The following is a 23,983-nucleotide window of genomic DNA, read 5'->3' as shown; positions in this document are numbered from 1 at the left end:
TCGGGGTTTCTCCCTGGTGCAACCGTCCCGGAGACAGACCATGGCCTTCACCCGCCTCGCCGCCCCGCTGCTGCTGGTCGCCCTGCTCGCCGCCTGCGGCGGCCCGCCGCGTCCCCGCGATGGCGTCGCCACGCCCGACCAGAATGGCCGCATGGCGCCGACGCCTCAGACCACCGCGCCACGCACCATGCCGTAAGGCGCGATCGCCTCTGGCATGACCCGCGCTGTCCGGCGACCGCGGATCATGCCAGGGGCAGCGCGGGGGCGGCTTTCGGCCCGGCTTGGCTAAGAGACAGGTGTTGCGGTTCCGGCTGGGTCGTGAAACATTTGTCTCATGCTCGCCGACCGCCTCCGCGCCGCCCTGCCGGCCCTGCCGCCGCAGCTCGCCGCGGCGGGCCGCCATGTCAGCGAACGCCCCTTCGATGCCGCGACGCGCTCCATGCGGGCGCTGGCGGCCGAGGCCGGGGCGAGCCCCGCGACCTTCACCCGCCTCGCCCAGGCCCTCGGCTTCGCCGGCTGGGACGAGCTGCGCGCCGCCGCCATCGAGGAGCAGCGCCGGCCCGCCCCCTATTCCAGCCGCGCCGGGGACGGTGGCCTCGCCGCCATCCAGGCCGCCGAGGCCGCCAATATCGCGGCGCTGGCCACACTGCCCGAGGCCGCGCTGCAGGCCGCTGCCGCCATGCTGGATGCGGCGCCGCGCATCCATGTCGCCGGCTTCCGGTCCTGCCGCGCGGTGGCGACGCTGCTGCACTACCAGCTGCGCCTGTTCCGGCCGGAGACTGTGCTGGTGGGCGATGCCGCGCTCGACCTCGATCTCGGCGCGATGCAGCGGGGCGAGGCGCTGGTGCTGACCGGCTTCGCCCCCTATTCCCGCGCCGCCCTGACCACCCAGGCGGCGGCACGCGCCGCCGGGCTGCGGCTGGTGGTGCTGGCCGACAGCCCCGCCGCGCCGGTCGCCGCCGGGGCGGAGCACCTGCTGGTCTTCGCCACCGCGACGCCGGCCTTCTTCCCGAGCCTCACCGCCGCGCTGGCCCTCGCCCAGGCGCTGGCCGCCGCCGTCTTCGCCCTCGGCGGCGAGGCGGCGCGGGCTCGGCTGCGCGAAAGCGAGGCGCGCCTCGCCACCCTGTCCGCCTACCTGCCCGAGCCGGAGGACCAGCCATGAGCCACCTCGTCCATCGCAGCCTGCATGCCGACCCGCCGCTCGCCCTGCGGGGCGAGGGGATCTACCTCTACGACCAGTCCGGCCGGGCGATCATCGACGGCTCGGGCGGCGCCGCCGTCGCCTGCCTCGGCCATGGCCACCCGCGGGTGATCGAGGCCATCAAGGCGCAGCTCGACAAGCTCGCCTATGCCCATACCGCGCTGTTCAGCTGCGAGAGCGCGGAGGAGCTGGCCGACATCATGGTCGGCCACCGGCCGGGCGGGCTGACCCATGCCTATTTCTGCTCCTCCGGCTCGGAGGGGAACGAGGCCGCCATCAAGATGGCACGGCAGTATTTCCTCGAGATCGGCCAGCCGGAGCGCACCCGCTTCATTGCCCGGCGGCAGAGCTATCACGGCAACACGCTCGGCGCCCTCTCGGCCGGCGGCAATGCGATGCGCCGCGCGCCCTACCAGCCGCTGCTCTCGCCCGCCTTCAGCCATGTCTCGCCCTGCTACGCCTATCGCGACCGCGCCGAGGGCGAGAGCGACGAGCAATACGTCGCCCGGCTGGCCGATGAGCTGGAGGCCGAGTTCCAGCGCCTCGGCCCCGACACCGTCATCGCCTTCATGGCCGAGACGGTGGTGGGCGCGACGCTCGGCTGCGTCACGGCGTTGCCCGGCTACTTCCCGGCGATGAAGGCGGTCTGCGACCGGCATGGCGCGCTGCTCATCCTCGACGAGGTGATGAGCGGCATGGGCCGCTGCGGCGCGCTGCACACCTGGGAGCAGGAGGGCGTGACGCCGGACATCCAGATCGTCGCCAAGGGGCTCGGCGGCGGCTACCAGCCGATCGGCGGCATCCTGGTGCATGGCCGGGTGATCGAGGGGCTGACCGGCGGCACCGGCGCCTTCATGCACGGCCACACCTACCAGGCGCATCCGGTGGCCTGCGCCGCCGCCGTCGCGGTGCAGAAGGTCATCGCCGAGGAGAGGCTGCTCGACAACGTCCAGGCCATGGGCGCGCGGCTCGAGCAGCGCCTCACCGAGCGCTTCGGCAACCACCGCCATGTCGGCGACATCCGCGGCCGCGGCCTGTTCTGGGCGATCGAGCTGGTCGAGGACCGGGCGGGCAAATCCGTCTTCGACCCGGCACTGAAGCTGAACGAGCGGGTGAAGATGCAGGCTTATGAGCGCGGCCTCGCCTGCTACCCGATGGGCGGCACGATCGACGGCCGGCGGGGCGACCACGCCATCCTGGCCCCGCCCTACATCGCGACGGCCGCGCAGATCGACGAGATCGTGGACCGGTTCGGCGAGGCGGTGGACGCCGCGCTGGCCAGCCTGTGAAGGGGATTGCAGTGATGAAGGCTTGGATCCTGGCGGGGGCGCTGGCCCTCGCCGGCATGGAGGGCGCCGAGGCACAGACGCTGGCGGCGGTGAAGGCGCGCGGGGTGCTCAATTGCGGCGTGAGCCAGGGCTTCGCCGGCTTCTCCGCCCCCGATAGCCGCGGCGAGTTCCGCGGCCTCGATGTCGACTACTGCCGGGCGGTGGCGGCCGCCGTGCTCGGCGATGCGACCAAGGTGCGCTATGTGCCGCTGACCGCCCAGGCGCGCTTCACCGCGCTGCAGACGGGCGAGATCGACGTGCTGTTCCGCAACTCGACCCAGACCTTCCTGCGCGACGCCTCGCTCGGCCTCAACCAGGGGCCGGTGAATTTCTATGACGGCCAGGGCTTCGCCGTGCGGCGCGACGCCAGTGTCGGCAAGGTGCAGGAGCTGGACGGCGCGACCATCTGCGTGGCCCAGGGCACCACGCACGAGCTGAACCTGAACGACGTGTTCCGCGCGCGGGGGATGAAGTTCAGCCCCGTGGTCTTCGAGCGCATCGACACCATGTACGAGGCCTTCTACGCCGGCCGCTGCGACGCGATGACCCAGGATGCGAGCGCGCTGGCCGGCGCGCTGACCGCGGCGCGCGACCCGGCAGCCTATCGCGTGCTGGAGGAGACGATCAGCAAGGAGCCGCTCGGCCCCTTCACCCGCAATGGCGACGACCAGTGGTCCAACATCATCGCCTGGACGCATTACGCGCTGATCGAGGCGGAGGAGCTTGGCATCACCGCGGCCAATGCCGAGGCGCAGGCCGCCGGCGCCAACCCGAACGCGCAGCGGCTGCTCGGCACCGCCGGCGAGTTCGGCAGCCGCTTCGGCCTCGACAACCGCTGGGCCTTGAGCGCCATCCGCGCGGTCGGCAATTACGGCGAGGTGTTCGAGCGCAATGTCGGCCAGGGCAGCACGCTGAAGCTGCGCCGCGGCCTCAACGGCCTCTGGACCCAGGGCGGGCTGATGTACGCCATTCCCTTCCGCTGAGCGGGGGCGGAACCTTCCGATCCCTGATCGCGTTCCTGTCCCCGAAGCCGTCGCGCCTCGCGGCCGGCCAAGGAGAAAATGCCATGGATAAGGATCGCATCGAAGGCATCGGCAAGCAGGTCAAGGGTGCCGTGAAGGACGCCGCCGGCAAGGTGACCGGTGATGCCGCCCTGCAGGCCGAGGGCAAGACCGACAAGGCCGAGGGCAAGGTGCAGAACGCCGTTGGCGGCGCCAAGGACAAGGTCCGCGACGCCACCGACTGAGGACAAGCCGATCAGGTCGTGACGATGGCAGGAGGCTCCCTTCGGGGAGCCTTTTGTCTTTGCCTTGCCCATTCTTGCCCCTCGCGGCATAACGGCTTCGCGATGGAGTGCCGCGTGGGAATGGCATGGCAGCCGGTATGCTGCCCCCTGACCCCGTGCCGCGATCCTGGCTGAACGGGTGTTGGGGAAAGGCCATCATGGCGCTGGACCGTGAACAGGTGGTGCTGGCCTACCGCTACATCCTCGGACGGGAGCCGGAGAGCGAGGCGGTGATCGAGCAGCATCGGCAGGGTCATGCTTCCCTGGCCAGCCTGCGCGACACCTTCCTCCACTCCCGGGAATTGAGCGAACAGCTTGGCCGTTCGGCCACCCAGGCCGTGACGCCCCTCGCGGCGACCCTGCCGCTCGACGTGGCGCCGCGGCCGGTCGAGACGCAGGCCGACGCCGCGACGCTGGCCCGGCTGCTCAACCTCGTCGCCGGCCGGTGGGAGGCGATCGGCGAGACCGCGCCGCACTGGTCCGTCGTCAGCAGCGATGAGTTCGCCCCCGAGCGCATCGCGGAGACGCGCGAGGCCTTCTACGCCTCCGCCGGCATCGACCTGCGGATCATCCTCGGCATCCTGGCGCGGATCGGCCGGGCGCCTGGGGATTTCACCCGTATCGTCGAGTATGGCTGCGGCGTCGGCCGGCTCAGCATGCTTCTCGCCGGCACCTTCCGGCAGGTCGTCGGCCTCGACATCTCGCGGGCGCATCTCCGCCTGGCGGAGGAGCGTCGTCGCCAGCTCGATATAGAGAACATCATTTTCCGCCAGGTGACGGCAGACCACCTGCACCCGGAGCAGGACTACGACCTGTGGTTCTCGCGGATCGTGCTGCAGCACAACCCGCCGCCGGTGATCCTGCACATCCTCGACGGGATGTTCCGCGGCCTGGCACCGGGCGGCATCACCATCTTCCAGGTGCCCACCCATTACGAGTGGTACGCCTTCCGCACCGCCGACTACCTGGCGCAGGCGGACGGGCCGGCGGTGGAGATGCACATGGTGCCGCAACGCGCGGTGCTGGACCTGGCCGAGCGCCACCGCTGCCGGCTGCTCGAGATGCGCGAGGACACCTGGGTGATCGCGCCGCGCGCCGACTGCCTGTCGAATACTTTCGTCTTCGAGAAGGTCTGAAGCGAGGCCGCCTCAGAAATCGCGGTCGATGAAGTCGTCGTTGCGCCGGGCTTTCTGGCGCAGCGCCTCGTGCCCGTAGGCGTCGTAACAATTATATGAAGCCGCAATGAAATCCGCGAGATCCATGCTGGGCCCTGCAGTGGGCTTGCCGCGGAAGCGGAACTCCGTTTCGTAAGGCAGACGGTGCGCCTCCCGGATCTCCGGGTAGATCGGCCAGCGAGCTTCCTCGACGAGTGGGTTGTAGAAACTGTCCACCGAGAAGCGCGCGGCAAGGCCGAATTTCCGGGCGATGCTCTCGGCCTGCGTCACCAAGGCGATGCTGGTCGGGTGGTTGATCGAGTAGAGCGTCTGCTCGTGCCGCGTCATCTCGAGGAAGGCGTCGGCGAAGGTGATGTCCATCGGCCGGTCGCGCCGCCGCAATTCCTCCGCCGAGTCCTCCCAGGCGCTGAAATAGCCGAGCTTCTCGTAGGTCCTGCCGTTGAATTGCCTGAGGCAGTCCTGCCGGCTCATGCCGCGCAGGTAGCAGCTGAGGACGATGCGGCTGTTGTACTCGCCGATGGGGCTGTGGACCCGGCCGCCGAAGCCGCCGAAATAGGTCAGGTCGGGGTGCAGCCCGGTGAAGTGGATGTTGGTCATCAGGAAGAACCGATCGCCGTAGAGCGCCTTGATGCGCGCCGTGGACAGGTCCGGGTGGTCCTCCCCGAAGGGGACGGAGATGACGCTGCCAGCCTGCAGTGCGTCGATCGCGGCGAGAGCGGCGAGGAATGCGGGCTTGCCGCGGTGGTTGACGTCGGCGACCCAGCGCACCCAGGCATTGCTGCCGGCGCGCAGGCATTCGGCGAGGACCGGCGCGTTGCAATTGCCGAGGATGGTCAGCTGCTGCTGCCGGTCGAGCCCCAGCGCGTGGCGGAACTCCTCGCTGCCGAGCAGGGCGCGGATGGAATGGAGCGGTCCCCGGCGGCGCAGCTCGGCCGCATGGTGGGACAGCCCCTCCGCATCGGCCTCGCGGCCGAGGATGCCCTCGTAGAGGGCTTCCACGAACTCCTCGGCGGAAAAGAACGCCCTCATGCCCCTGCCGTCCTTCGTGCCCGCCGCCGGCGTCAGTCGTCGCCCGAATCGGCCACCAGGCTGAGCGCCACCCAGGGCTGGGTCTCGGAATTGCTCTCGGCCGCCATGGCGCAGGTGCGGATCTCGAGCAGCCCGTCCGCCTCGCGGATGGATTTGACGAATTGGTGCCGGATCAGCGCCTCGAAGGTGCTCAGGCGGAAGTCGTGCTCCGCCAGCACGCCCTGCAATGCGGGGTGCGGCGAGGCCCGCAGCGCCTTGAAGGCGCGGTGGCTGAGCCCGGCGCAGAAATTCCAGAAGGTATGGCAGGGCAGGCGTGCCCCGCTGCCATCCGGATGCGGGAAGTCGACGATGACGAGGTCCGACTTCTGCGGGCGGACCGCCTCGATATCCATGGTGAGCACCTGGAAGGAGCGCAAGGCACGGTCGACGCTGGCGGCGAGGCCGGTATCGCCGAGCACCGGCAGTGCCCGGATCAGCGCCAGGATCGCTGCGGCATGGCAGTCGACGAAGGGCGCCGCCGCGGTGCGCAGCCCCATCACGAAGCCCGATTCCGGCTGGCCGGTGATGCCCTGGAAGGGCTTCTCGAATTCCAGCAGGATCGCCACCGTCTCGCGCAGGGCGGTCCGGTAGCGCTCCTCCCCGGTCGCCCTCCACATGTCGACGAGGCTCATCACCACGAAGGCGAGCGGCCGGGAAAAGATGGCCGACGTATCGGTACGGTGCGCCGAGAGCAGGTTCTCGGCATAGACGGCGTGGAAATGGTCGTAGAGCGCGCGGCTCTGGTCCCGCAGCAGCTGCGCCGCACGCGGCATGTCCGGCGCGCCGGCGCCGCGGAAGCAGCGGGCGAAGGCCGCCATCTCCGCCCCGTAGTCATAGGAGATCGAAAGATCGAGCGGCTGGCCATAGGAGGCCTCGGCCATCGCGCGGGTGCGGAACATCAGGCTGCAATCCGCGACCCGGTCGTAGAAGCCGCCGCCGGTGATGAGCTTGCGCTCAGCCGCCACCAGCCGCTCGCCGCGCCACTGCCCGGGGAAGCGGTGCTGCGAGACGACCCAGTGGAGGCGGTTCGGGCTCGCCACCATCGCCTCGATGCTCGCCATGCGCCCCGGGTCGCGCGGCATGGTATGGGCGGCCAGGGCGAAGCCGCGCATCTCGTCGCGCTGCACGACGGACCAGTAGCCGCAGCCGGGCGCCCCGATGCTGGTATGGCCGGGCGCCGCGGCATCCATCCGCACCGGCCCGCGGCCCGGCACATCGGCGAAGACCGTGCCGTAATGCACGTTGTTCTCGCCGTGGCTCATCCCATCCTGGCCGATGGTGAGCACCACGTCGGAGACGGCGATGCCGGGGTCGAGCTCCAGCGCCGCCTCGGCATCGACCATCATCGAGGCCGCCTCGATGCGATAGGTGTAGGTGAGCCGGCCGAGCCGCAGCCGCCGCCCCTGGTGCAGGAAGGTCAGCTCGCTGCGATGGCTGAGCCGCGCCTCGCGCTCGTTCTGCTCGATGTCCCAGCCATCGATCGCATCCTCGACGTCCAGGCTGAAGAAGCTGCCGTCATGGACGAAATGGACGTAGTTGCCGGTGAGGATGACGTTGCGCGCATCGCGCCCGTCATGGAAGCGGGTGCCGATGGTGACGCTGCCGGCCGGCAGGTCACATTCCACATGCAGGAAGGTATGGGTGAACCTGGCGCGGCCACCATCGCGCTGGGTCTGCTCCAGCCGGGCATGACCGGTGCGGCGGAAGATGAAAGGCCCCTCGCAGAGCGAGGCCAGAAAGCCGAAGGCCTGCGCCACCGCTTCCGGATACTGCCGCCACACCGCCGGCAGGGCAAGGAACTCGAGGATCTTGGCGTTGTCGTCCGCCCAGAACCAGCGGTCGCCGAGGATCGGGAATTCGGTCTCGGTGACGGCGAGGCCCATGCGCCCGTCAGGCGATAGCGGCTGCATCAGCCGTTTGACGATGAATTCGGCATAGGGCAGCGGGTCGCTGGGGAGGAGACGCATCCCTTGACTTGAACGATAAGCTCACGTTCTTGTCAATTGAACTTTCCTGTAACCAAATCCAGCGCCGTCGAAACGATTCGGCCGGTTCCAAGACAAGGCGTCAGAAACTCCGCCGCGCCTTCAATGCCGCCGCCAGGGTACCCTCATCCAGTACATCGAGTGCGCCCCCCATCGGCACACCTTGCGCCAGGCGGGTGACGCGCACGCCACTACCGGCCAGCCGATCGGAGAGGTAATGCGCCGTGGTCGCGCCATCGACCGTGGCCGGCAGGGCAAGGATGACTTCCTCCACCTTCGGCTCCGCCCCATCGATGCGGGCCAGCAGCGGCTGCACCGCCAGATCGTCCGGCCCGACGCCGCCGAGCGCCGAGAGCGTGCCGCCGAGCACATGGTAGAGGCCGCGATGCGCATGCGCCCGCTCCAGCGCCCAGAGCTCCGAGACGCCCTCCACCACGCAGATCAGCCCATGGTCCCGCTGCGGGTCGCGGCAGATGCCACAGGGGTTGCGCGCATCGAGATTGCCGCAGACGCGGCAGGGCTGCACCGCGGCCGCGGCGGCCTGCAAGGCACCGGCGAGCGGCAGCATCACCCGCTCCGGCTGCATCAGCATCCTCAGCGCCGCCCGCCTGGCGCTCCGCCGGCCGAGGCCGGGAAGCTTCGCCAGCAGCCCGACCAATTGCTCGATCGGGTCGACGGGCCGCTCCCCGCTCATCTCAGAAGGGCAGCTTCAACCCGCCCGGGAGGCCGCCCGGCAGGTTCAGCCCGGCCGTGGCCTTCTGCATCTCCTCGGCCATCATGGCCTCGACCTTCTGCTTGGCATCGGCATGGGCTGCGACCAGCAGGTCCTCCAGCACCTCGCGCTCATCGGCCGCCATCAGGCTCGGGTCGATCGAGACGCGCTTGAGGTCGCCCTTGCCGGTCAGCGTCACCGCGACCATGCCGGCGCCCGCGACGCCCTCCACGGTGGTGGCGTCCAGCTTGGCCTGCATCTCCGCCATGCGGGACTGCATCTGCTGGGCCTGCTTCAGCATGTTGCCGAGATTCTTCATGGCGCTGCCCTATTCTCTGTCGTCATCGGGGGGTGGAACATCGTCGAAATCCGGCGGTTCGCCTTCGTTGTCGGCCTCCGCCGCGGCGGGGGCGAGGGCGAGGCCATAGGCGTCGGTCCCGGCATCGCGCACCGCCTCGATCACCGTACCGGGAAAGGCGGCCAGCACCGCCTGCACCAGCGGGTGGCTCTGCGCCAGGCTGCGGCGCTCCGCCTCGGCGACACGGCCCTGCTGGGCGAGCGTCGGCTCGCCTTCGGCATTGGAGAGGGCGATGGTCCAGCGCTGCCCGGTGAGCTCGCCCAGCAGCGTGCCGAGCTCGGCGGCGAGGTCGCGCGGCGCTCCCGCCTGCACCCGCATCTCGATCCGCCCCGGCGTCACCCGCACGGGATGCACGCTGTGCAGCAGATGCGCATGCAGCATCGGCTTCCGGCCCGAGGCAAGCGCCACCACCTCGCGCCAGCTCTGCGGCTGGGCCAGGGCAGGGGCGGCAACCGCATCGGCCAGCACCGGCGCGCCATTGGCCACCGCCCGCATGCCGCCGCCATTGCCGGGCGGGGCCGGGCGGGGCGCATTGGCCGCCACCGCGCCGCCCTCGGTCAGCCGCCGCACCAGGTCGCCCGGCGTCGGCAACTCGGCGACATGGGCGAGGCGGATCAGCACCATCTCCGTCGCCGCGCGGCGGTCCGGCGCCTCGTTCACCTCCCCGAGGCCCTTCAGCAGCATCTGCCAGGCGCGGCCGAGCACGGGGACGGAGAGCGTCTCGGCCAGCGCCGCGCCACGGGTCCGCTCGCCCTCGGTCAGCGAGGGGTCATCCTTCAGCCCGGGCACGCTGCGCAGGCGGGTCAGCGTATGGGTGAGCTCCAGCAGGTCCTGCAGCACCACGGCCGGGTCGGCGCCCCGCTCATGCGCGCGGTCGAGCAGGGTGAGGGCCTCGGCGGTCCGGCCCGCCATCAGCGCCTCCATCAGCTCGAGCACCATGGCGCGGTCGGCGAGGCCGAGCATGTCCCGTACCGCCTCGGCGGTGACCTGCCCCTCCGGCCCGCCGAGCGCGATCGCCTGGTCGAGCAGCGAAAGCCCGTCCCGCACCGAGCCATCGGCGGCGCGGGCCAGCATCGCCAGCGCCTCCGCCTCCACCCTCACATGCTCGAGCCCGGCGATGCGCTCGAAATGCGCCCGCAGCTCGGCCTGGGGCACGCGCTTCAGGTGGAAGGTCTGGCAGCGGGAGAGGATGGTGGCCGGGACCTTCCGCAGCTCCGTCGTCGCCAGCATGAATTTCACCTGGGCCGGCGGCTCCTCCAGCGTCTTCAGCAGCGCGTTGAACGCCGCCGTGGACAGCATGTGGACCTCGTCCAGGATGATGACCTTGAAGCGCCCCTGGGCCGGGCGGTAGCGCAGCCGCTCGCGCAGCTCCCGCACATCGTCGATGCCGTTGTTGGAAGCGGCGTCGAGCTCCTGCACATCCGGGTGGCGGTCGGCGAGGATCGCCCGGCATTCCGGGCAGACGCCGCAGGGCTCGGGCGTCGGCCCGCCACGGCCGTCGGGGCCGACGCAGTTCAGCGCGCGGGCGATGATCCGCGCCGTGGTGGTCTTGCCGACGCCGCGCACGCCGGTCAGCAGGTAGGCATGGGCGATGCGGTCCTGCGCGAAGGCGTTGCGCAGGGTCCGCACCAGCGCGTCCTGGCCGATCAGCTGCTCGAAATTGCTCGGACGGTACTTGCGGGCCAGCACCCGGTAGGGCGCATCCGCCGGGGCCGCTGCCGGCGCGGCCGGTGTCGGCGCGGCGGGGGCGGGCGGCAGGGGCGGGGCCTCGCCGAAGAGGCCGGGGCCCTCGGCCGGCGGCTCGGGCAGGCCCTCCTCGGGCGGCCGGTCTTCGGTGCCGGACAGGGATGAGGACATCGGCGCGGCGGCATCCCGTGCATCTGGCCCGCCGGGCCGGGGGAGAGGGTGGAAGGCCGGCAAGCGACCCAGGCGAGAACCCGTTACGGCTGCTTCCTTCCGGACCTGACCGGGTTGGCGGGGAGCCCGTCCACCACCGACCTTCCGAGGGCACCATATCATGGCACGGGGGGCTTCGTACAACCCGGTGCCGAGACACCCGGGCACCGGTGCTCCGGCGCCCCATCGGACAGCAGCCCGTGGGGTCAGGGCCCGCAAAGTCAGGGCCCGCAAGGTCAGGGGTGGAGCGAGGCGCCCTTGGTCGCCTTGTCCACCTCCCGCCGCGGCCCGCGCAGGGCGAGGCCGACGAGGTCCGGCGCCTCCGCCGGCTCGGCGAGGAAGGCGGCACGGTTGGCGGCGTCATGCCCGGTCCCGAACATGGCCCGGACATAGACGGCCCGCGTCAACCCGCGCTCGATGCCCTGGCGCCAGGCGCGGCGCAGCACCTCGCCCCCGGCGGCGAAGATCAGCATGGGCTGGCCGAGCAGCCGGGCATGCTGGCGGCCCGCGGCATCCTCGTAGGGCTCGCCCATGGCCTCCGGCGCCGCCGCCGCGATGCCGGTCGCCAGAAAGGCGGTGACGTTGAGCTTCTGCCAGACCACCAGGTCCTCCAGCACCAGGATCGCCACCTTCGTCTCGAACTGCATGCTGCCCCTGCCATGTCGCGGAGGCCGGCATGTCACGCCGGGGCGGCGCCGCTGTCTGGAACGCCCGTGCAGAGGGCGCGGTAGGCCGCCGGCGTCAGCCCATAGGCGCGGCGGAAGCGGCGGCCGAGATGGCTCTGGTCGGCGAAGCCGCAGTCCGCCGCCACCGCCGCCGGCCGCATCCCGGCCGTGAGCAGCCGGCGCGCCCGCAGCAGGCGGATCTGGATCAGGTAGGCATGGGGCGAGGTGCCATAGGCGGCGCGGAAGGCGCGGGCGAGCTGGAAGCGGTCCGCCGCGCCGGCCTCCTGCGCCAGGGCGTCGGCACCGGGGTCCCGCGCCGGGTCGTCCCGCAGCCGCTCCCGCGCGAGGCGGGCGACGCGGGCATCGCGTGGCGGCGGCGCGCGCCACGGCCGGCCGAGATGGGGCCGCAGCCGGTGCAGCACGGCATCCAGCGCCGCATCCCGCAGCAGCCGCTCCGAAGGCTGGGCGAGGGCGCGGCAGGCGGCGCCGATCGCGCGCGCCAGCGGCGGGTCGTCGCAGAGGCTGGCGGCGAAGCCGGGATCCTCGCCCGGCAGCCCGGCCCGCAGCCAGGCGCGCGGCAGGTAGAGCATGCGGTAGGCGAAGCCACCCTCCGCCCCGGCCTGGCCGTCATGCGCCTCCTCCGGCTCGATCAGGATGACGCGGCCCGGCGTGCTCCGCCGCCGCGCGCCACGGCAGAGGAAATCCTGCACCCCGCTCTCGGTGACGCCGACCAGCCAGTCGTCATGCCGGTGCAGGTCATAGGCATGGGCGGCGAAACGGGCCTCGATGGCCTCCACCCCGCTCGGGGCGTCATGGATCAGGCGGATGCGGTCGGGCGGCGTCATGGCGATGGGCCGATCCTAGCCGCCTGTCCTGCGCCGATGGAATGGAGGCCCGTTGCCGCCGCGCCCCCCGCATGGCACCGTCGCCCTGCATGCTCTCCATTCCCGCCAGCCGCCCCAACGCCTATTCCGGCAGCCCCCTCGACCGCGCCGCAAACCGCCGCGAGGATGCCGCCTTCATCGAGGCCGCCCTGGCCGATGCGGAGACGCTCTTCGTCCCGGTCTGGCGCAGCCGAAGCCTGATGAAGGGCGTGCCGGAGGGGGCGCCGGAGGCGGTGCTGCTCACCGGTGCCGCGGCCGAGGCCGTGCGCATGACGGGCGGTCCCTGGGCCTTCCTCGGCTTCTGGGAGGGCCGCCCGGTCTTCGCCGTGGATTGCTCCCAGGCCGATGACCCGCTGCCGCTGCTGCCGGAGGGGATGGGCGCCTTCGCCGATCTCCGCACCGTCGCCGGCCTGCTGCCGCCGGGCGAGGCCAGCATCCTCGCCCATGCCCGCGGGCTGATGCACTGGCGCACCAAGCATCGCTTCTGCGGTGTCTGCGGCGCCGGTTGCGAGCCGCGCTCGGCCGGCCATGCCATGGCCTGCACCAATTGCGGGACCCAGCATTTTCCCCGCACGGACCCGGCCGTCATCATGCTGGTGGTGCGGGAGGGGCGCTGCCTGCTCGGCCATTCCACCCGCTTCCCGAACAACGTCATGTACTCGACCCTCGCCGGCTTCGTGGAGCCGGGCGAGACGCTGGAGGAGGCGGTGCGGCGCGAGGTGATGGAGGAAGCCGGCATCGAGGTCGGCGCCGTCCACTACCACTCCTCCCAGCCCTGGCCCTTCCCCTCCTCCATCATGCTCGGCTTCCATGCCGAGGGCCTCTCGGACACCATCACCATCGACCCAGAGGAGCTGCGCGACGCCCGCTGGTTCACCGTGGAGGAGATGCGCAACCCGCAGGCGCATGGCTTTGCCCTGCCGCGCGGCGACAGCATCGCCCGCCGGCTGATCGAGGACTGGCTGGCGGAGCAGGCGGCATGAGGCGGGCTGCGGCCCTTGCTTTGCTGCTGCCCCTTGGCGCCTGCGGCTTCTTCGGCGGCGGCGCCCCGCCGGGCGAGCCGGAAACCCCGGAGCAACGCGCCTGCCGGGAGGAGGCCCGGCTCTCCCCGGCCGTCACCGCCCTCAACCGCCAGCGCCTGCCGGGCAACACGGAAAACGAGAACCGGCTGGACCGCGAGGAGCGGATCCTGCTCCTCCGCGCCTATCGGGATTGCCTGCGCGCCCGTGGCCTGGCCCTGCCGGGCGGGGTGGAGGCCGTGCAGCCACGGTAATGCCCGCGGCATGGGGTGTGCAAGGGGCACCACGCCCGTCTATACTGCACCGCAGCATGAGCGCCCCTTCCATCCTCGCCGTCGTCGGCATGCAATCGGAAGCGGCCCTGCTGCCGAGGGGGATGCGCGTCGTGGTCAGCGGCGGCGATCCGGCCCGGCTGCGCCGGCTCCTGCAGGACCAGCCTGATGGCATCGCCGCCGTGCTCAGCTTCGGCATCGCCGGCGGGCTCGATCCTTCGCTCATCACCGGGGATCTCGTGGTGGCCACGCGGGTACGGGGGCCGGGCGGCGCCTATGCCTCGGATCCCGTGTGGTCGGCGCGGCTTGCCCGGCGTTGCGGGGCGCGGCTCGGCATGGTGGCCGGCGCCAGCGCCGTGGTGGGGGAGCCGGCCAACAAGCGCCTGCTGCGCGCCGCGACCGGCGCCCTGATCGTCGACCTGGAAACCGAGGCGGCGGCCGCCTTCGCCACCGCCCGCCGGCTGCCCTTCGCCGCCCTGCGCGCCGTTGCCGACACGGCGGAGGAGGTGCTGCCACGTTCTGCCGCCGTGGGCCTCACCGTGGATGGGCGGCCCGCCGCCGGCCGCGTCGCCCTTGCCCTGCTGCGCCAGCCGCGGGAGCTGCCGGCGCTGCTGGTGGTCGCCCGCCGCAGCCGGGCGGCGCTCGAGGCGCTCGGCAGCGCGGTGGAACGGGCGGGCCTGATGGGCGACACCGTCACGGGCTGACTACCGGGCCGGGCTGCGCCTCAGGTGACCCGCTCCATCTCCGCATCCTCGAGATTGCCGGGCACGATCGTCATCGGAACCCGGACGCGCGTCGCATAGCGCCCGGTCAGCGCGTTGATCAGCGGCCCCGGCCCGCTGCCCTCGCCCGAGGAGGCGAGCACGAGGATGGAGATCCGCGGGTCCTCCTCCAGCAGCGCCAGCAACTCGTCCCGCGGATTGCCCTCGCGGATCAGCAGGATGGGCAGGCCGCCGGTGATCTCGTTCACCTGCGCGGCGAGGCCGGAGAGCAGCCGCTCCGCCTCCTCCCGGCGTTCCTCGGCCATCATGGCGCCGACCCCGGCCCATTCGGTGAGCCCCTCGGGCTCGATCACCCGCAGCAAGGCCAGCCGCCCGCCGCCATTGCGGGCACGCAGGCAGGCATAGCGGAGGGCGACCGCCCGCTCCGGGCTGTCATCCACCACCACCAGGAACACCCGGTCGCGCTTGCTCGCGGCCTCCTGCTGCTCCCGCGTCTCACCCATCAGCCCCTCCGGAACAGGACGCTGCCGAGCCAGCCGGCCAGCGCCGCGCTAAGGATACAGGCAAGACCGTAGAGGAAAGGCTGGTCCTCCGCGACGGTGGCGATGCGGTCGGCGGTGCCCACCCGGTCCACCCGGAAGGCGAGCTGCTGCCGGGCAACGATCTGGCGGGAGCGCACCAGCAGCACCTCCACCTGGTAATCTCCGGTCGGCACCGAGGCCGGCAGCGGCAGCCGCGCATGGAACAGCCGGCTGCCGGCGATCTCGATCGGCGCCGTATCCTCCTGCCAGAGACCGCTGCTGCTCTCGAGGGCGAGCAGCGCGGCGCGGAAGCCGGGCGAGCGCGCCCCGGTGCTGGTCAGCGGCAGGCTGTCGAGGCCGAGGCGGTTGCGCTGCCGCTCCTCCTCCGGCAGCACCTGCCAGGCCGGGCGGGTACCGCCAAGGAAATAGAAGCCCGGCACCTCGGCGAAGCGGGCGGAGGGGCCGTTCACCCAGATCACCCCGGCGACCGGGACCTTGCGCCGCACCACCACCGGCCGGGTCGGGCCGCGGGCGAGGATCAGCACCTCGTCGCCCCCTGGCCCGATCGGCCCTTCGGTACTGCCGAAGACCATCAGCGAGGTGCCGGTGAAGCCCGTCGTCACCTCGACGGCATTCTGCGACAGGGCGGCGACCAGCGGCACCTCCTGCGCCGGGGCCCGGCCCGGCCAGGCCAGGGCCAGCAGCAGCAGCAGCCGGATCACAGCGCCGGCCCGCTGCTGAACAGGTTCTCCGGCCGCCGCAGCAGCCCCCAGAGCAGGCTGAGCGCGACCGAGAGCACCAAGAGGCCAAGCAGCGCCCGCGTCTCCTCGCCGCGCAGCCGCGTCCCCATGGCGGCGCCGAATTGCGCGCCCGCGACGCCGCCCAGCAGCAGCAGCATGGTCAGCAGGATATCGACCGTGCCGAGCTGCACCGCCTGCAGCATCGTCACATTCGCTGCGACGAAGACCACCTGGAACAGCGAGGTGCCGATCACCACCGAGGTCGGCATCCCGAGCAGGTAGATCATGGCGGGGACGAGCATGAAGCCGCCGCCGACGCCCATCACCGCCGAGAGCACGCCGATGCCGAAGCCGACCACAAAGGGCGGGATGATGGAGATATAGAGGCGGGACCGGCGGAACCGCATCTTCAGCGGCAGGCCATGCATCCAGAAATGCTCGTGCAGCTTGCGCTTGGTGGCGGTGCGGCGGCGGAGGATGGCGCGCAGGCTCTCCATCACCATCAGCCCGCCGACCGTCCCCAGCACGACGACGTAGAAGAGCGAAACGGCGAGATCGACCTGCCCGACCCGCCGCAGCAGGGCGAAGAGCTGCACTCCGCCCAGCGAGCCGAGCACGCCGCCGACCAGCAGCACGCCGCCCATCTTGGCATCCACATTGCCCCGTCGCCATTGCGCGATGAGGCCGGACACCGAGGCACCCAGCGTCTGGTTGGCACCCGAGGCGACCGCGACGGGCGAGGGAATGCCGATGAGGATGAGCAGGGGGGTCAGCAGGAAGCCGCCCCCCACGCCGAACAGGCCGGATAGCCAGCCAACGCCAAAACCAATGCCGACCAGCAGGAAGGCATCCACCGACATCTCGGCGATCGGCAGGTAGACCTGCATCGCTAGTTCCGAACCAGGGGAGGAATGGCCCGGGTTTGGACCGGGCCTGTGGCGGGAGCAAGGCACAAACGGTAAGTCCGTGACCGGTTTGGTGCGAACTTGCCGGGGGAGTCGGCGTTCAGCGGGCGCAACCAGTCACGGGAACAACAGATGCCGACGCAAACCATGGGTGCGACCGTCGCACCAGGCACCGCTACCGGCCTCGCAGAGGGCACGCCTACCCTGCAACGCCGGGTCTCCTGGGGCGCCATCCTCGCCGGTGGCGTCGTCGCCGTGGCGGTGGGCACCATGCTCTCCGTCCTCGGTGTCGCCATCGGCGCAAGCGCGGTGGATGCGACCCAGGGCCAATCCCCCGAAGCGGGCAACGCCGGCATCATCGCCGGGGCTTGGCTGCTGATCTCGAACCTGATCGGCCTCGCGGTCGGCGGCTATGTCGCGGCCCGCCTCTCCGGCAGCGCCGATAGAACAGATAGCACGCTGCACGGGCTCTCGGTCTGGGCCATCGGCTACCTGCTCTCGGCGGTGCTGCTCGGCAATGTCATCGCCGGCACCGCGGCGACGGCGACGCAGGGCGCCTCCTCCGTGCTCGGCGGCCTGGCCCAGGGCGCCGGCCAGGCGGCCTCCGCCGCAGCAGGCCCGGCCAGCCAGATGGCCAGCCAGATCGATCCCTCGAAGCTGGTCGAGCGGGCGCAGACCGCCCTCCGCACCGGTGGCGACCCGGCCGCGATGAGCAGCGACCAGCGCAATGCGGAGATCGGCCAGCTCCTCACCCGCCGGGTGACCGATGGCAACCTGCCCCAGGGTGACCGCGACCGCCTCAGCCGGCTCGTCGCCGCCGAGTACAACATCGCCCCGGACGAGGCGAACCGCCGCCTCCAGCAGGTTGAGCAGCAGGCGACCGAGACCGCTCAGGCGGCCGAGCGCCAGGCCCGCGAGGCGGCCGATGCCGCCGCGACGGCCGGTGCGGTCGCGGCCTACTGGATCTTCGCCGCGATGCTGCTGGGTGCCGTGGCTGCCGTGCTCGGTGCCCGGGCCGGGACGCGCAACGCCGCCGTGGTGGCGCGCCGCTACGCCTGAACCAGGGATGGGGGGCTCGCGCCCCCCATTGCCCTGCCTGTTGTCTTACCGGGCCGCGGGCGCGCCCGGATCGTCCAGTACGTCGATGGAATCGCTGGTGACCCGGCCGAGCTGGGCATCACGGTGCTGCTGCCACAGGCTCCGCAGCCGGGCATAGCTGTCGAGCGAGCCGTTCCGGATCTCGTCCAGCGTCTCGATATTCCGCTCGCGCGTATCAAGCCCCTCCACCGCGCCGCGGCCGATATTGGCGCCGAAGGGGATGAAGTAGTTGATCGGGTTCATGAAGCCGTTCACCACGGAGCCGGTCAGCTCCCGCGGGTTGGAGGGGCCGAGGACCGGCACCATCAGATAGGGTCCATCCGGCAGGCCCCAGGTGTGGAGGGTCTGGCCGAAATCCCGTTCCAGCCGCGGCGGTCCGCCGAATTGCTCGAGGTCGAACATCCCGCCGAGCCCGGCCGTGCTGTTGAACACGAAGCGCAACACCGTCTGCGCCGATTCCAGCGGCCGCCCCTGCAGCAGGCTGTTGGCGGCGACGGCCGGTTCGTTCAGGTTGTTCAACACGTTGCGGATGCGCGTGCGCGTCCAATTGCCGATGGAATTCCGGTACAAGACCGCGGCGGGGCGGATGGCCGCATCATCGACCGCGAAATTGAAGTCGAGGACGCGACGGTTGGCCGCCTCGTAGGGGTCGGTCGGGTCGGTCGGTGCCGTCACCACCACGGGTGGGGCATTGCCGGCGGCATCGGAGGCCACACGGCCATTGGCCGCCACCACCTGACGCCCATCGCCGGACTGGGCACAAGCGGCCATGGCGAGCGCAAGCGTAAGGGCAGGCAGAGCAGTGATGGGGGACATGGGACCAACCAGCAGGGGGAAGCTCACGCTAACCCAAAGCCCGAGCGGCCGGCAGCCACCAAACCGGCACCGCGCGCGTGCTTGACCTCCTCTTCGCCATCCCGGCCATGGCCGGCGCCGCCGCCGCGCTTCTGGCCGCTCGCGCCACCTACCGCTTCGGCCGCACGGCGCCTGCGGCCGCGCCGGCGCTGCCCGCCAGCATCCTGAAGCCGCTGCACGGGGCCGAGCCCGGCCTCGACGAGAATCTCCTGGCAACCCTCGGCCAGGCCCATGCCGCCCCTTTCGAGGTGCTCTTCGCCGTGCCGGATGCCGCGGATGGCGCCGGGCCGGTGGCCGAGGCTGCCATGGCCGGCCGCCCCGCCATCTCCGCCAGGCTGGTCCGCGACAGCCGGCTGCATGGGCCGAACCGCAAGGTCTCCCAGCTGGTGAATCTGGAGGAGGTGGCACGCCATCCGGTGCTGGTGGTGGCGGATGCCGACATGCGCGTGCCGCCGCACTGGCTGACCGCGGTGACGGCCCCGCTCGCCGATCCCTCGGTCGGCCTGGTCACCTGCCTCTACCAGGGCGAGCCGGCCGATCCCGGCTTCTGGTCCCGCCTCGGCGCGCTCGGGATCGACTGGCAATTCCTGCCCAATGCCTGCCTCGGCGAGCAGATGGGCCGGGCGGATGGCTGCTACGGCGCCACCATGGCGCTCCGGGCCGAGACGCTGGAGCGCATCGGCGGCTTCCGGGCGCTTGCCGGGCTGCTGGCCGACGACCATGCGCTCGGCGCCGCCGTCCGCCGCCTCGGCCTCCGCGTGGTGGTGGCGCCGGTGCTGCCGCTGCATGTCCAGAGCGAGCCGAGCCTCCGCGTCCTTCTCGCGCATGAGCTGCGCTGGGCGCGGACCCTCAGGCTGCTCGACCCGCGCGGCTATCTCGGGATGGGCCTGACCTATCCGCTGGTGCCGGGCCTGCTGGCGGCGCTGCTCGCACCGCGTGGCCTCCTGGCGCTGGCGGTGGCACTGGCCGCCCGGCTCTCCCTCGCCCTCACGGTGGACCGGGTGCTGGGCCGCCCCTGGCGCATGGGAAGGCTGGCACTTCTGCCACTGCGAGACCTCCTCTCCTTCGCTATATGGGGGCTTGGGCTTGCCCGAGGCGCGGTGACGTGGCAGGGCCAGCGATATCGAATGGACCGCGAAGGCCGCATGGCCGAGGCGCGGGTTGGGGATTGATTCCGGCGATGATGCGCACCCTGTTCCTCCAGGCTCCCTCCTTCGACGGTTTCGACGGCGGCGCCGGCTCCCGCTACCAGGCGCGGCGGGAGATCAAGAGCTTCTGGTTCCCGACCTGGCTCGCCCAGCCGGCCGCGCTGGTCGAGGGCTCGAAGCTCGTCGATGCCCCGCCGCACCGGCAGAGCCTGGCCGATGTCGCCCCCATGGCGCGCGACCATGACCTCGTCGTGCTGCATACCTCGACGCCCTCCTTCAGCTCCGACGTGAAGGTGGCGGAGCGGCTGAAGGCCGAGAACCCGAACATCAAGGTCGGGCTGATCGGCGCCAAGGTCGCCGTGCAGGCCGAGGAGAGCCTGCGCGACGCGCCGGTGGTCGATTTCGTCGCCCGCAACGAGTTCGACTTCACCGTGAAGGATGTGGCCGAGGGCCGCGACTGGGCCTCGATCAAGGGCCTGTCCTGGCGCAACCGGGACGGCGTGCTGGTCCACAACGCCGACCGCCCGGTGCTCGAGGACATGGACAGCCTGCCCTTCGTCAGCCCGGTCTATAAGCGCGACCTCGACTACAAGAAGTACTTCATCGGCTACCTGAAGCACCCCTATGTCTCGATCTATACGGGCCGGGGCTGCAAGAGCCGCTGCACCTTCTGCCTCTGGCCGCAGACGGTGGGCGGCCACCGCTACCGCACCCGCTCGGTCGGCAACGTCATCGAGGAGATCCGCTACATCCGGGACAATTTCCCCGGGCTGAAGGAGATCTTCTTCGACGACGACACCTTCACCGACGACCTGCCCCGCGCCGAGGCCATCGCCCGCGAGATGGGCAAGCTCGGCGTCACCTGGTCCTGCAACGCCAAGGCGAATGTTCCCCGTGAAACATTGAAGGTGCTGAAGGATGGCGGGCTGCGCCTGCTCCTCGTCGGCTACGAGAGCGGCAACCAGCAGATCCTGCACAACATCAAGAAGGGCATGCGGATCGATGTCGCCCGGCGGTTCACCAAGGACTGCCACGAGCTCGGCATCATGATCCACGGCACCTTCATCCTCGGCCTGCCGGGCGAGACGACGGAGACCATCCGCGAGACCATCCAGTTCGCCATCGAGGCCAACCCGCATACCCTGCAGGTCTCGCTGGCGGCGCCCTATCCCGGCACCTTCCTGTTCGATCAGGCGCAGAAGGAGGGCTGGCTCGACACCGCCCATACCGAATATGTGGACGCGCATGGCGTGCAGATCGCCCCGCTCGCCTACCCGCATCTCAGCCATACCGAGATCTTCAACGGCGTCGAGGAATTCTACCGCAAGTTCTACTTCCGCGCGCCGAAGATCGCCTCGATCTGCGGCGAGATGATCCGCGACCGGCAGATGCTCGTGCGCCGCCTGCGCGAGGGGGTGGAGTTCTTCCACTTCCTCCGCGAACGGAAGACGGCCGGGGAGCAGCAGGCCGCCTGAGCCGGACGCCCCCGGGCCCTGAGCCCGGGGACCACCATGACCACTCGCCTCATCTTCAATGCCGACGATCTCGGCCTCGCTGCGCCGGTGAATGCCGCGATCGAGCAGGCGCACCGCGAGGGCGTGCTGACGGCCGCCAGCCTCATGGTCGGTGAGCCGGCAGCAGCGGAGGGCGTCGAGGTCGCGCGCCGCAACCCGCGCCTCGCCATCGGCCTCCATCTGACGCTGACCGACGGCACGCCGACCCTGCCGCCCGAGCGCATCCCGGCCCTTGTCCAGCCCAATGGCCGCTTCCGTGACGACATGGCGGGGCTCGGCCTGACGCTCGCCATCTCGGCCGCCGCCCGCACCCAGCTCCGCGCCGAGATTGCCGCGCAATGCGCCGCCTTCCGGGCAACGGGCCTCGCCTGCGACCATCTGAACGCGCACAAGCACTACCACCTGCACCCGGTCATCGCCGTCCAGGCCTTCGCCGAGGCCGCCCGCCAGGGCATCCGCGCCGTACGCATCCCGCATGAGCCCGGCACCGCCCGGGCCCTGGCGCCGCTGATCCTCTGGCTCCGGCGGCTGGCCGTCCGGCATGGGCTGCGCGCGCCGGATCGCGTCATCGGCCTTGCCTGGACCGGCGCCTTCACCGCCGAGCGGCTGGCTGAGGCGCTGGCCCGGCTGCCGCCCGGGGTGACGGAGCTCTATTTCCACCCGGCCATGGCAGGCGGCTTCCCCGGTGCCGCCCCCGGCTACCGCTACCCCGAGGAGCTTGCAGCCCTGACCGACCCGCGCATCCGCGCCGCCTGCGCCACCCTGCCGAGCGGCGGCTACACGGCGATGCTGGCATGAACCGCCTCGGCCTCCTCCTGGCGCTGGGCGGTTTCGCCGCGGCGCTGCTGCTGATCGGCCAGCAGGACCTCACCGAGGTGGGCGCGCTGCTGGTGACGGCCGGGTTCGGCCTGGTGCTGGCGGCGCTGGCGCATATCCCCTCGATGGCGCTGAACGGCCATGCCTGGCGCCTCCTGCTCCCGCGCAGCCGCCGCCCCAGCCTCGGCGCGATGACGGCCAATGTCTGGATCCGGGAATCGGTGAACGGGCTGCTGCCCGTGGCCCGCATCGGTGGCGAGATCGCCTCCTACCGGCTGCTGCGTGGCGAGGGCGTCGCCGTGGCGCCGGCCGCGGCCAGCCTGATGGTGGACATGGCCATCTCCATCCTCAGCCAGCTCGGCTTCGCCCTGCTCGGCCTGGCCCTGCTGGCCTGGGCGGGGGCGGGGATCGGCTGGGGCGGCGTGGCGCTCGGGCTGGTGGCGGGGCTGGCGATGGCGGGCGGCTTCATCCTGGCGCAGCGAGCCGATATCCTCTCGCGCCTCGCCGCGCTGCTGAATGGCATCGCCGCCGGGCGCTTCCCCGGCATCGCCGCCCATTCGGCGCGAATCGACCGGATGACGCGGCGCCTCTGGCGGGTGCGCGGCGCCATCGCCGGCTGCTTCCTCTGGCAGCTCGCTGGCTGGCTGGCCGGCGCGCTCGAGATCTGGATCGCGCTGGCCGCCCTCGGTCACCCCGTCTCGCTGGCCGAGGCGGTGGCGATCGAGGCGATGATCCAGGCGCTCTCCTCGGCCGCCTTCCTGGTGCCCGGCGCGCTCGGATTGCAGGAGGCCGGCTTCCTCGGCCTTGGCCTGCTGCTCGGCCTGCCGCCCGAGGTGTCGGCGGCGCTTGCCATCGCCCGCCGCCTGCGCGACCTCGTCATCTTCCTGCCCGGCCTGCTCGCCTGGGTCTGGGCGGAGAGGCGGATGGCACCCCTCCAACCCTCCTGACCCAGGGGTTCCAGGGCCTTTTCGGCCCCTGGTTACCCCTTATGCACCCTGAGCGGGCCGAAGCTCTGCACCACGGGCATCACCTGCAGCAGGTTGACGTTCACCCGCGCCGGCCGCGTCGCCACCCAATGCACCGCATCGGCGATATCCTCCGGCGTCAGCGGGTCGGTCCCCGCATAGACGCCCGCCGCCTTTTCCGCATCGCCGCCGAAGCGCACCGTGGAGAACTCCGTCCCCCCGACCAGCCCGGGCTCGATATCCGTCACCCGCACCTTCGTCCCGTGCAGGTCGGCGCGGAGATTGTAGCTGAACTGCCGGACGAAGGCCTTGGTCGCGCCATAGACATTGCCGCCCGGATAGGGCCATTCCGCCGCCGTCGAGCCGATATTGAGGATGTGCCCCGCATTCCGGGCCACCATCCCCGGCAGCACGGCATGGGTAAGGTACATCACCCCCTTCACATTGGTATCGACCATCGCCTCCCAGTCATCCAGCGAGGCCTCCTGCGCCGGGGCGAGGCCGCGGGCGAGGCCGGCATTGTTCACCAGCAGGTCGACCTCCGCCCAATCCGCCGGCAGCCCGGCAATCGCCGCCTCCACCGTTGCCCGGTCGGCGACGTCGAGCGCAAGGGGCAGCACCTGCCCGGGCAACTCCGCCGCCAGCGCCTCCAGCCGGTCCTGCCGCCGTCCGGCGGCAATGATCCGCGCACCATCCTTGGCGAAACGATGGGCAATGGCGAGGCCGAAGCCGGCCGTGGCACCGGTGACGAGAACGATCATGCATGTCTCCTTCGCGCGGGCGTGATAAGGACCTGTGCGGCCAGGGATTGAAAATTCTTACAATTTGTCCATTTTCACTGGGTCGGCCGG

The 23,983-nt window shown here is 71.3% G+C and carries 26 protein-coding genes and 1 other RNA gene; 14 read left to right on the top strand and 13 right to left on the bottom strand.

What is annotated here, in order from left to right; translation table 11 throughout:
• Positions 1-40: 40 nt before the first annotated feature.
• The 6 genes from BLR02_RS29465 (at position 41) to BLR02_RS12070 (ending at position 4,950) form a co-directional block, all read left to right on the top strand.
• A complete protein-coding gene (locus BLR02_RS29465) occupies positions 41-196 on the top strand; it encodes a hypothetical protein (protein ID WP_176849533.1) in 156 nt (51 codons plus the stop codon).
• A gap of 138 nt (positions 197-334) precedes the next feature.
• Positions 335-1,162 carry a MurR/RpiR family transcriptional regulator gene (locus tag BLR02_RS12090; RefSeq protein WP_090663362.1) on the top strand — a complete coding sequence of 276 codons (828 nt, stop codon included), beginning with the start codon at positions 335-337 and terminating at the stop codon, positions 1,160-1,162.
• On the top strand, positions 1,159-2,490 hold the full coding sequence (locus BLR02_RS12085; protein ID WP_090663360.1) for an aspartate aminotransferase family protein: 1,332 nt from the start codon (positions 1,159-1,161) through the stop codon (positions 2,488-2,490). The genes BLR02_RS12090 and BLR02_RS12085 overlap by 4 nt, the downstream gene beginning before the upstream one ends.
• 14 nt (positions 2,491-2,504) lie before the next feature.
• The gene (locus BLR02_RS12080) at positions 2,505-3,512 is read left to right on the top strand and encodes an amino acid ABC transporter substrate-binding protein (RefSeq protein WP_090663358.1); all 1,008 of its coding nucleotides are present in this window, start codon (positions 2,505-2,507) and stop codon (positions 3,510-3,512) included.
• A gap of 83 nt (positions 3,513-3,595) precedes the next feature.
• Positions 3,596-3,775: a CsbD family protein gene (locus BLR02_RS12075; protein ID WP_090564000.1), complete on the top strand. Its 180-nt coding sequence runs from the start codon at positions 3,596-3,598 to the stop codon at positions 3,773-3,775.
• Positions 3,776-3,972: 197 nt separating this feature from the next.
• Positions 3,973-4,950 carry a class I SAM-dependent methyltransferase gene (locus tag BLR02_RS12070; protein WP_176849532.1) on the top strand — a complete coding sequence of 326 codons (978 nt, stop codon included), beginning with the start codon at positions 3,973-3,975 and terminating at the stop codon, positions 4,948-4,950.
• Between the two features lie 12 nt (positions 4,951-4,962).
• Here the strand turns inward: BLR02_RS12070 and BLR02_RS12065 are convergent, their stop codons facing one another.
• The 8 genes from BLR02_RS12065 to BLR02_RS12030 all read right to left on the bottom strand — a co-directional run bounded on the left by BLR02_RS12065 (position 4,963) and on the right by BLR02_RS12030 (position 12,518).
• Positions 4,963-6,018, bottom strand: coding sequence for a WcbI family polysaccharide biosynthesis putative acetyltransferase (locus BLR02_RS12065; protein WP_090663354.1), 1,056 nt, complete (start codon positions 6,016-6,018; stop codon positions 4,963-4,965).
• A gap of 32 nt (positions 6,019-6,050) precedes the next feature.
• On the bottom strand, positions 6,051-8,024 hold the full coding sequence (locus BLR02_RS12060) for a hypothetical protein (RefSeq protein WP_090663352.1): 1,974 nt from the start codon (positions 8,022-8,024) through the stop codon (positions 6,051-6,053).
• Positions 8,025-8,124: 100 nt separating this feature from the next.
• Positions 8,125-8,736, bottom strand: a complete 612-nt coding sequence (gene recR / locus BLR02_RS12055) for a recombination mediator RecR (protein ID WP_090564008.1) — start codon at positions 8,734-8,736, stop codon at positions 8,125-8,127.
• A 1-nt stretch (position 8,737) separates the two neighbouring features.
• Positions 8,738-9,073, bottom strand: a complete 336-nt coding sequence (locus BLR02_RS12050; RefSeq protein ID WP_090663348.1) for a YbaB/EbfC family nucleoid-associated protein — start codon at positions 9,071-9,073, stop codon at positions 8,738-8,740.
• Positions 9,074-9,082: 9 nt separating this feature from the next.
• Entirely contained in the window at positions 9,083-10,969 is a 1,887-nt protein-coding gene (locus tag BLR02_RS12045) for a DNA polymerase III subunit gamma/tau (RefSeq protein WP_090663346.1), read from the bottom strand.
• Between the two features lie 47 nt (positions 10,970-11,016).
• Positions 11,017-11,115, bottom strand: an RNA gene (gene ffs, locus BLR02_RS12040) — signal recognition particle sRNA small type.
• Positions 11,116-11,244: 129 nt separating this feature from the next.
• Positions 11,245-11,655, bottom strand: a complete 411-nt coding sequence (locus BLR02_RS12035; protein ID WP_090663343.1) for a DUF2000 domain-containing protein — start codon at positions 11,653-11,655, stop codon at positions 11,245-11,247.
• A gap of 32 nt (positions 11,656-11,687) precedes the next feature.
• On the bottom strand, positions 11,688-12,518 hold the full coding sequence (locus tag BLR02_RS12030) for an AraC family transcriptional regulator (protein WP_090663341.1): 831 nt from the start codon (positions 12,516-12,518) through the stop codon (positions 11,688-11,690).
• An 89-nt stretch (positions 12,519-12,607) separates the two neighbouring features.
• Between BLR02_RS12030 and nudC the strand changes: the two genes are divergently transcribed.
• Genes nudC through BLR02_RS12015 form a run of 3 tightly spaced genes read left to right on the top strand, consistent with a single transcriptional unit; the run spans position 12,608 to position 14,552 of the window.
• Positions 12,608-13,540: an NAD(+) diphosphatase gene (nudC, locus tag BLR02_RS12025; RefSeq protein WP_090564152.1), complete on the top strand. Its 933-nt coding sequence runs from the start codon at positions 12,608-12,610 to the stop codon at positions 13,538-13,540.
• Positions 13,537-13,830 carry a hypothetical protein gene (locus BLR02_RS12020; protein ID WP_090564019.1) on the top strand — a complete coding sequence of 98 codons (294 nt, stop codon included), beginning with the start codon at positions 13,537-13,539 and terminating at the stop codon, positions 13,828-13,830. Before nudC ends, BLR02_RS12020 begins: the two co-directional genes overlap by 4 nt.
• Before the next feature lie 56 nt (positions 13,831-13,886).
• Positions 13,887-14,552: a phosphorylase family protein gene (locus BLR02_RS12015; protein ID WP_176849531.1), complete on the top strand. Its 666-nt coding sequence runs from the start codon at positions 13,887-13,889 to the stop codon at positions 14,550-14,552.
• Between the two features lie 20 nt (positions 14,553-14,572).
• On the opposite strand, the gene BLR02_RS12010 is transcribed toward BLR02_RS12015, so the two are convergent.
• The 3 genes from BLR02_RS12010 to BLR02_RS12000 are packed head-to-tail and all read right to left on the bottom strand — an operon-like array spanning position 14,573 to position 16,718.
• On the bottom strand, positions 14,573-15,073 hold the full coding sequence (locus tag BLR02_RS12010) for a universal stress protein (protein ID WP_090564023.1): 501 nt from the start codon (positions 15,071-15,073) through the stop codon (positions 14,573-14,575).
• Positions 15,073-15,813: a TIGR02186 family protein gene (locus tag BLR02_RS12005; protein WP_176849530.1), complete on the bottom strand. Its 741-nt coding sequence runs from the start codon at positions 15,811-15,813 to the stop codon at positions 15,073-15,075. Before BLR02_RS12005 ends, BLR02_RS12010 begins: the two co-directional genes overlap by 1 nt.
• On the bottom strand, positions 15,810-16,718 hold the full coding sequence (locus BLR02_RS12000) for a sulfite exporter TauE/SafE family protein (protein ID WP_090564027.1): 909 nt from the start codon (positions 16,716-16,718) through the stop codon (positions 15,810-15,812). Before BLR02_RS12000 ends, BLR02_RS12005 begins: the two co-directional genes overlap by 4 nt.
• Positions 16,719-16,868: 150 nt before the next feature.
• Here BLR02_RS12000 and BLR02_RS11995 point away from each other — a divergent pair, with 150 nt between their 5' ends.
• Positions 16,869-17,795: a hypothetical protein gene (locus BLR02_RS11995; RefSeq protein WP_245704748.1), complete on the top strand. Its 927-nt coding sequence runs from the start codon at positions 16,869-16,871 to the stop codon at positions 17,793-17,795.
• 45 nt (positions 17,796-17,840) lie between these two features.
• Here BLR02_RS11995 and BLR02_RS11990 read toward each other — a convergent pair whose 3' ends face one another.
• Positions 17,841-18,605 carry an MlaA family lipoprotein gene (locus BLR02_RS11990; protein ID WP_218127924.1) on the bottom strand — a complete coding sequence of 255 codons (765 nt, stop codon included), beginning with the start codon at positions 18,603-18,605 and terminating at the stop codon, positions 17,841-17,843.
• 122 nt (positions 18,606-18,727) lie between these two features.
• Between BLR02_RS11990 and hpnI the strand changes: the two genes are divergently transcribed.
• Genes hpnI through BLR02_RS11970 form a run of 4 tightly spaced genes read left to right on the top strand, consistent with a single transcriptional unit; the run spans position 18,728 to position 23,114 of the window.
• The gene (hpnI, locus tag BLR02_RS11985) at positions 18,728-19,861 is read left to right on the top strand and encodes a bacteriohopanetetrol glucosamine biosynthesis glycosyltransferase HpnI (RefSeq protein ID WP_090564031.1); all 1,134 of its coding nucleotides are present in this window, start codon (positions 18,728-18,730) and stop codon (positions 19,859-19,861) included.
• A gap of 8 nt (positions 19,862-19,869) precedes the next feature.
• Entirely contained in the window at positions 19,870-21,312 is a 1,443-nt protein-coding gene (hpnJ, locus tag BLR02_RS11980; protein WP_218127923.1) for a hopanoid biosynthesis associated radical SAM protein HpnJ, read from the top strand.
• Between the two features lie 36 nt (positions 21,313-21,348).
• On the top strand, positions 21,349-22,149 hold the full coding sequence (gene hpnK, locus BLR02_RS11975; RefSeq protein ID WP_090564032.1) for a hopanoid biosynthesis-associated protein HpnK: 801 nt from the start codon (positions 21,349-21,351) through the stop codon (positions 22,147-22,149).
• Positions 22,146-23,114 (top strand): lysylphosphatidylglycerol synthase domain-containing protein, encoded by a 969-nt coding sequence (locus BLR02_RS11970; protein ID WP_090663337.1) that lies wholly within the window; start codon positions 22,146-22,148, stop codon positions 23,112-23,114. Before hpnK ends, BLR02_RS11970 begins: the two co-directional genes overlap by 4 nt.
• A 32-nt stretch (positions 23,115-23,146) precedes the next feature.
• On the opposite strand, the gene BLR02_RS11965 is transcribed toward BLR02_RS11970, so the two are convergent.
• Complete coding sequence (locus BLR02_RS11965) at positions 23,147-23,893, bottom strand: SDR family oxidoreductase (RefSeq protein WP_090564036.1); 747 nt, start codon at positions 23,891-23,893, stop codon at positions 23,147-23,149.
• Positions 23,894-23,983 lie beyond the last annotated feature (90 nt).

The sequence above is a fragment of the Belnapia rosea genome, from assembly GCF_900101615.1.
Classification (GTDB): Bacteria; Pseudomonadota; Alphaproteobacteria; order Acetobacterales; family Acetobacteraceae; genus Belnapia; species Belnapia rosea.
The sequence above is the reverse complement of the archived record's forward strand: the minus strand, read 5'-3'. Positions and strand labels throughout refer to the sequence as shown.

Coding starts and splice junctions, on each gene's coding strand:
- BLR02_RS12045 (WP_090663346.1), bottom strand. CDS start 10,969: ATGTCCTCATCCCTGTCCGGCACCGAAGACCGGCCGCCCGAGGAGGGC.
- BLR02_RS12035 (WP_090663343.1), bottom strand. CDS start 11,655: ATGCAGTTCGAGACGAAGGTGGCGATCCTGGTGCTGGAGGACCTGGTG.
- BLR02_RS11970 (WP_090663337.1), top strand. CDS start 22,146: ATGAACCGCCTCGGCCTCCTCCTGGCGCTGGGCGGTTTCGCCGCGGCG.
- hpnJ (WP_218127923.1), top strand. CDS start 19,870: ATGATGCGCACCCTGTTCCTCCAGGCTCCCTCCTTCGACGGTTTCGAC.
- BLR02_RS11965 (WP_090564036.1), bottom strand. CDS start 23,893: ATGATCGTTCTCGTCACCGGTGCCACGGCCGGCTTCGGCCTCGCCATT.
- BLR02_RS12085 (WP_090663360.1), top strand. CDS start 1,159: ATGAGCCACCTCGTCCATCGCAGCCTGCATGCCGACCCGCCGCTCGCC.
- BLR02_RS12065 (WP_090663354.1), bottom strand. CDS start 6,018: ATGAGGGCGTTCTTTTCCGCCGAGGAGTTCGTGGAAGCCCTCTACGAG.
- BLR02_RS12070 (WP_176849532.1), top strand. CDS start 3,973: ATGGCGCTGGACCGTGAACAGGTGGTGCTGGCCTACCGCTACATCCTC.
- BLR02_RS12050 (WP_090663348.1), bottom strand. CDS start 9,073: ATGAAGAATCTCGGCAACATGCTGAAGCAGGCCCAGCAGATGCAGTCC.
- BLR02_RS12020 (WP_090564019.1), top strand. CDS start 13,537: ATGAGGCGGGCTGCGGCCCTTGCTTTGCTGCTGCCCCTTGGCGCCTGC.
- BLR02_RS11990 (WP_218127924.1), bottom strand. CDS start 18,605: ATGGCCGCTTGTGCCCAGTCCGGCGATGGGCGTCAGGTGGTGGCGGCC.
- BLR02_RS12030 (WP_090663341.1), bottom strand. CDS start 12,518: ATGACGCCGCCCGACCGCATCCGCCTGATCCATGACGCCCCGAGCGGG.
- BLR02_RS12000 (WP_090564027.1), bottom strand. CDS start 16,718: ATGCAGGTCTACCTGCCGATCGCCGAGATGTCGGTGGATGCCTTCCTG.
- BLR02_RS12075 (WP_090564000.1), top strand. CDS start 3,596: ATGGATAAGGATCGCATCGAAGGCATCGGCAAGCAGGTCAAGGGTGCC.
- BLR02_RS12015 (WP_176849531.1), top strand. CDS start 13,887: ATGAGCGCCCCTTCCATCCTCGCCGTCGTCGGCATGCAATCGGAAGCG.
- BLR02_RS29465 (WP_176849533.1), top strand. CDS start 41: ATGGCCTTCACCCGCCTCGCCGCCCCGCTGCTGCTGGTCGCCCTGCTC.
- BLR02_RS12090 (WP_090663362.1), top strand. CDS start 335: ATGCTCGCCGACCGCCTCCGCGCCGCCCTGCCGGCCCTGCCGCCGCAG.
- hpnK (WP_090564032.1), top strand. CDS start 21,349: ATGACCACTCGCCTCATCTTCAATGCCGACGATCTCGGCCTCGCTGCG.
- recR (WP_090564008.1), bottom strand. CDS start 8,736: ATGAGCGGGGAGCGGCCCGTCGACCCGATCGAGCAATTGGTCGGGCTG.
- nudC (WP_090564152.1), top strand. CDS start 12,608: ATGCTCTCCATTCCCGCCAGCCGCCCCAACGCCTATTCCGGCAGCCCC.
- BLR02_RS12060 (WP_090663352.1), bottom strand. CDS start 8,024: ATGCGTCTCCTCCCCAGCGACCCGCTGCCCTATGCCGAATTCATCGTC.
- BLR02_RS12080 (WP_090663358.1), top strand. CDS start 2,505: ATGAAGGCTTGGATCCTGGCGGGGGCGCTGGCCCTCGCCGGCATGGAG.
- BLR02_RS12010 (WP_090564023.1), bottom strand. CDS start 15,073: ATGGGTGAGACGCGGGAGCAGCAGGAGGCCGCGAGCAAGCGCGACCGG.
- BLR02_RS11995 (WP_245704748.1), top strand. CDS start 16,869: ATGCCGACGCAAACCATGGGTGCGACCGTCGCACCAGGCACCGCTACC.